This window comes from Kitasatospora sp. NPDC047058 (assembly GCF_040643935.1).
Lineage (GTDB): Bacteria > Actinomycetota > Actinomycetes > Streptomycetales > Streptomycetaceae > Kitasatospora.
Window position 1 is genome coordinate 1 of the sequence record NZ_JBEYVJ010000566.1, and the last position, 3,674, is coordinate 3,674.

At 69.5% G+C, this 3,674-nt stretch carries 3 protein-coding genes; all 3 read left to right on the forward strand.

Annotated features, from left to right (window positions below; translation table 11 throughout):
- The first annotated feature begins 130 nt into the window (after positions 1 to 130).
- Positions 131 to 1,447, forward strand: coding sequence for a hypothetical protein (locus tag ABZ885_RS37490; protein ID WP_360199103.1), 1,317 nt, complete (start codon positions 131 to 133; stop codon positions 1,445 to 1,447).
- 51 nt (positions 1,448 to 1,498) lie between these two features.
- Entirely contained in the window at positions 1,499 to 2,281 is a 783-nt protein-coding gene (locus ABZ885_RS37495) for an alpha/beta fold hydrolase (protein WP_360199105.1), read from the forward strand.
- A gap of 84 nt (positions 2,282 to 2,365) precedes the next feature.
- Positions 2,366 to 3,577, forward strand: coding sequence for an acetyl-CoA C-acetyltransferase (locus ABZ885_RS37500; RefSeq protein WP_360199107.1), 1,212 nt, complete (start codon positions 2,366 to 2,368; stop codon positions 3,575 to 3,577).
- Positions 3,578 to 3,674 lie beyond the last annotated feature (97 nt).

Sequence of the window (3,674 nt, forward strand, 5' to 3'; positions counted from 1 at the left end):
GAAGGTGCGCAGCACGCAGACGTTCGGGCGGTCCCGGTAGAGCTCGATGCCGTTCGGGGCGGCCCCCGGCCCCACGAGAGCACGCCGGGGCGGTCCCCGGCCCCACGAGAGAGAAAGGGAACCGATCGCCATGAGTGAGGACACACCGGTGGGCGCCACCGACGGGCCGGAGATGACCGGCACCTACCAGAAGTGCGGCACCTTCCTGAACGAGTCCGCCGGCGCCCACGCCCGGCAGCTGATGCCGGTGCTGGACAAGTACGAGGTGGACGGGGCGGAGGTGGGGGACCGGCTGCCCCCGAACCGGGCGCTCAACCCGTGCCGCTTCCCCTCGGACGCCCGCCCCACGCAGGTCGTCCGGATGAACCTGGACGACGGCCTCTCCGACGACCTGGCACGGCAGTTGCGGTGTCAGGGCATGATCCAGGAGAGCTTCGCGGCCGCCTCGATCGGCAGCTACTTCCCGCTCTCCACCATGTTCGAGAACTGCGTCCTGTTCATCCCCTCGGCCAAGCGCTTCTACGACCTGAACCAGGACGTCGTGCACGAGCACATGCCCGAGGTGGAGACGACGGTCGTCAACGCCTTCGTGGTGCGCGCCGGCAAGCGCTCCTACGGCACGCACTCGGCCAGCGGGATCGCCCTGCAGATCCCGTCGCTGGTGAAGAAGCGCCTGGGCTTCCCCACCCGGTACCGGAGCTTCCACACGGCGCTCACCCCGACGCCGCTGGACCGGCAGCCCTTCGTGATCTTCGAAGAGGCCGAGGTGGAGGCGCCCAACCTGCAGTACGTCTACGAGCAGATGCTGGAGTACGGCCTGGACAAGGAGGAGAAGGCGTCGGTCGACAAGGCCCTCTTCCTGTTCCTGGAGGGCAAGCTCTCCGAGATCGACCTGCCCACCGTGCGGGACTTCCTCATGGCGAAGTACTGGGAGAAGCGCTACGCGGACACGCCGTCGCCCGGCTACTACTGCGACTCGCGCGTGGGCGACGCGCTGGTGTTCGACAACTACCGCGCCCACGGCGACAGCACCATGCCGCCCTCCGAGCAGGACCGGCTGACCATCGACTTCCGGTGCTTCAACCGCGTGCACTACCCGCGCGGCATGAGCAGCGGGCTCGACTTCATCGTGGACCCCGCCGAGCGCGCCCACCAGATCAGCCGCAAGCGCGCGTCGCTGGAGTTCCTCCTCGCCACGCTCGGCTACCAGAGCCTCGACGAGTTCCTGCAGATGGTGTTCGGCAGGAACGCGGAGGACATCAACCCCTTCGAGCTGATGACCGACCTCCAGTTCGGCGTCTACAACAAGAGCAAGTACCACCTCCTGGACCAGAACCTCGACGACCACTACGAGCGGGTCGAGAACCTGTACAGCGAGATCGAGCGGACCGGGGAGTACGTGCTCCCGGAGCGTGCGAAGGCTTGTCTCAAGGTGCTCGCGGGGTAGTAGTCGTCAGCCCGCCGCAGACGGCGGCGGGCGACCGGGAAAGGAGCCTCCATGGGGCAGTACGTTGACATCGACAGGCTCGAGGAGCGGTACTGGAAGGTCTTCCGGGTCGAGCACGACGCGGGGACCAGGGAATTCCTCGGCCGGTGCCAGTCCCACACCATCAAGGTGGACGACCGGCCCCACAAGTACTACGAGTGCGGCAGCGGGCCGGCCGTGCTGCTCGTGCACGGCGTCCACAGCAACCTGGGCAGCATGGTCCCGCTCGCGCAGACCCTGCTGGACCAGGGCTTCCGGGTGGTGCTGTTCGACGCCCCCGCCCACGGCGAGGCGCTCGGCAGCACCACCAATCCGCTGGAGGTGCGCGAACTGATCCGCGCGCTGTGCGGCCGGCTCGGCGAGCTCCACGCGGTCGTCGGCCACTCGCTGGGCGCCCTGTGGGCCTTCGCGGCCCTGAACGGCGACCTGCGGGTGAAGGCGCTGGTCTCGATCTCGGCGCCCGCCCGGCACCGGTACCTGATCGAGAAGTTCGCCGAGATGCACACCGTCGACGACGAACTGATCCAGGAACTGTCCCGGCGGATCGAGGGCCTGCTGGGGGAGGGGGCGTGGACCGGGTACTCGCCGCAGGAGATCGTCAAGACGGTCGACCTCCCCGGCCTGGTCATCCACGGCGCCGACGACGACTTCGTGCCGCCGGAGCACGCTGCGGACCTCCACGCCGGCTGGTCCGGTTCCGCCCTGGAACTGATCGAAGGCGCTGGTCACTTCGACGTCCTCGGATCGCACCGGGTCAGGGCGCTCGTCGCCGAGTACCTCCGGAAGCCCTTGTAGCACACGGCATCTGACGGTCCGTGAGGTTTCTCACGTAGTGGCCGACCGGTGACACGGTGCTATCGTGCGCCGGAGAAACCTGGCATGAATCGCTCAGCAGAGGAGTCGCAGATGTTCGAGCCCGCTGTTGTCATCGGGTACGCGAGGCTTCCACTCGGCAAGTTCGGCGGCGCCCTGTCGGCCTTCACGGCCGCCGAGCTCGGCGGAAAGGCCATCGCCGCCGCTCTGGAGCGAGCCGGCGTTCCGGGGGACGCGGTCGAGTACGTCGTCATGGGGCACGCCATCCCGGCGGGGGCCGGCCAGATCACCGCCCGTCAGGCCGCGGTGAAGGGCGGCATCCCGCTCAGCGTCCCGGCGGAGGGCATCAACAAGGTGTGCCTCTCCGGCACGACCGCGATCGCGCGCGCCGCATCGCTCATCGCGCTCGGCGAGTACGACATCGTGGTGGCCGGCGGAATGGAGTCGATGTCCAACGCGCCCTACGTCCTCGACAAGGCGCGCTTCGGCTACCGCTCGGGGGACGGCGTCCTCAAGGACACCATGTCCTTCGACGGCCTCACCTGTCCGTTCGACGAGAAGCTGATGGGCCTGGCGACCGACGAGTACCAGGCGGCGTCCCACGGCTACGGCCGGGAGCGCCAGGACGAGTGGGCGGTGCGCTCCCACGCCCGCGCCGCGGCCGCCTGGAAGAACGGCGTGTTCGAGGGCGAGGCCGTCCCGGTCGAGGTCCCGCAGCGCAAGGGGGACCCGATCGTCGTCCGCCAGGACGAGGGGATCCGCCCGGACTCCACCATCGAGGCCCTCACCCGGCTGAAGCCGGTGTTCTCCGGCACCGGGACGATCACCGCGGGCAACTCGTCCCCGATCTCGGACGGCGCCGCGGCGCTGGTGCTGATGTCCCGCCGCAAGGCGGACGAGCTCGGGCTGTCCGCACTTGCCACCTTCAGGTCCTGGGGCACCACCGCGGGTCCGCTGTCCCTGCTGCCGCAGCCGTCCAACGCCATCCGCAAGGCCGCCGCCAAGATCGGCGTCGACCCTTCGCGGCTGGACCTGTACGAGCTGAACGAGGCGTTCGCGTCGGTCGCCATGGCCGGGGTCGACGACCTCGGCCTCTCCGAGGACCGCGTCAACGTCAACGGCGGCGCCATCGCCATGGGGCACCCGCTCGGCTGCACCGGCGCCCGCATCACCATCTCGCTGATCAACGAGCTGCGCCGCCGCGGGGGCGGGCTCGGCACCGCCGCCCTGTGCGGCGGCGGCGGTCAGGGCGACGCGGTGATCGTCGAGGTGTCGTGAGCTAGGCCCTGTCCGGCCGATCTTGCCGGGCGCACGACGCCGGGCATCCCGCCTGGACGCACGCCCGAATCGCCCAAGTACGTCCAGTACGAGGACG

Bases quoted from the DNA above. Each gene is read 5' to 3' on its own strand.
- ABZ885_RS37490 (WP_360199103.1), top strand. From the start codon at position 131: ATGAGTGAGGACACACCGGTGGGCGCCACCGACGGGCCGGAGATGACC.
- ABZ885_RS37495 (WP_360199105.1), top strand. From the start codon at position 1,499: ATGGGGCAGTACGTTGACATCGACAGGCTCGAGGAGCGGTACTGGAAG.
- ABZ885_RS37500 (WP_360199107.1), top strand. From the start codon at position 2,366: ATGAATCGCTCAGCAGAGGAGTCGCAGATGTTCGAGCCCGCTGTTGTC.